Raw genomic sequence first — 1117 nt, 5'->3', positions numbered from 1 at the left:
TTTTCCCTATTGGAGCTGATAACAAATTAAGACCAATGATTATTCCTACTCAAAATCAAAATTCTACTTTTAAAGGAGCTTATTTTAACGAAGACCCTAATTCACCAACTACTTTAAGTCAAACTTTTGTTACAAATCAAAAGCAAGCTTTTATAGAAAACATTAGTCAATTAGAATTTTGGAACTTAAAAGGAACTAACAAAACAACAGTTACATTAACTTGGGATAGTCAAAGTGATATTACAGCTATAACTAATAATGTAGAAGAATTAAAAGTTGTTGGTTGGAGTAAAACTGAAAACAAATGGATGGATCTTGGAAGCAGTAATGTATCAGGTAACTTAACTTCCGGACAAGTAACTTCTAACGAGTTTATCCCTAATGATTATGAAATCATCACTATAGGCGCTGGTGTAGCTAATGGGAAATTGGATGATGTAAACATCATATTCACTCCTAATGGAGATAGTACTAACGAAACTTTAGTATTTGAAGGATTAGAGCAATATAACAAAAGCGAATTAGAAGTTTACAACAGATGGGGAAATCTAGTTTACAAAACAACTGATTATAAAAACGATTGGAATGGAAAGTCTTCTGGAAGAGCTACAATAAATGCTAATGATGATTTACCAGTTGGAACTTATTTCTACACTTTAAAGTTTGGTAATGATTCATTAAGTAAAACACAAAAAGGTTGGGTTTATATTCAGAGATAGAACAACTTCAACATAATTTTAAAATATTTAAAACTTATATGAATACCATTTAACGTACGTTAAATGGTATTTTTTTGACCATGATTTTTCTAGTCAAATTCGCTAGTCGGTAGAAAAACACAGTTCAACTAAAACCTCTATCAATACTTATTGATTTGAAGCATCTTTGAAGTGTAAATACAAAGAAACATTTACATAACAACAACCATTTTAAATCAATAATTATGAAAACAATAACTAAAATAGCCGTATTATTATTTACATATTCTGTAGGTGCTCAAACTGCATTTCACAATTTTGGTAATGTAAAAATGCACACAAACGCTAGCATCGGTTTTCATACTGATTTAACTAATGATGGTACTCTTGACAATAACAATGAAGGTTTAGCTGGTTTT

At 29.8% G+C, this 1117-nt stretch carries 1 protein-coding gene; it reads left to right on the top strand.

What is annotated here, in order from left to right; all coding sequences use genetic code 11:
• Positions 1 to 719: gliding motility-associated C-terminal domain-containing protein (locus tag F7018_RS11205; RefSeq protein WP_150900161.1), on the top strand; the 719-nt coding region annotated here is incomplete at its 5' end.
• Positions 720 to 1117: the final 398 nt, after the last annotated feature.

This window comes from Tenacibaculum aiptasiae (genome assembly GCF_008806755.1).
Classification (GTDB): Bacteria; Bacteroidota; Bacteroidia; order Flavobacteriales; family Flavobacteriaceae; genus Polaribacter; species Polaribacter aiptasiae.
The sequence above is the reverse complement of the archived record's forward strand: the minus strand, read 5'-3'. Positions and strand labels throughout refer to the sequence as shown.